Below are 360 nucleotides of genomic sequence, written 5' to 3'. Positions count from 1 at the left end.
GGACCAGAACATCGTCGTCGAGCACGACGAAACCACCCGCGTGGGCCACGACCGCACCGAACAGGTCGAGCACGACGAACGCATCACCATCGGCCACGACCGCAGCGAGAACGTGGGCGAGAACGAGCAGGTCGCCATCGGCAGGGATCGCCGCCACCAGATCGGCCAGGATGCGTTCCTGCAGGTCGAGCGCAACCACACCGTCAACATCGGCAAGGATCACCTCGAAACCATCGGCCATCACCGCCACGAGAAGATCGCCGCCAACCACACCGTCGAGGTCGGCGGGCATGTGCAAGCCACCGTGCAGGGACACCACACGCTGCACGCCGGGCAGCGTATCGAGCGGCAGACGCAGCG

The 360-nt window shown here is 66.1% G+C and carries 1 pseudogene; it reads left to right on the top strand.

The window, feature by feature from the left end:
• A pseudogene (locus JHD67_RS21695) lies at positions 1-360 on the top strand (hypothetical protein); the annotation flags it as partial.

This window comes from Dyella sp. ASV21 (assembly GCF_016428975.1).
In the GTDB taxonomy this organism is placed as follows: domain Bacteria; phylum Pseudomonadota; class Gammaproteobacteria; order Xanthomonadales; family Rhodanobacteraceae; genus Dyella.
Note: the sequence above shows the minus strand (reverse complement) of the source record. Positions and strands in the feature narration are given on the sequence as shown.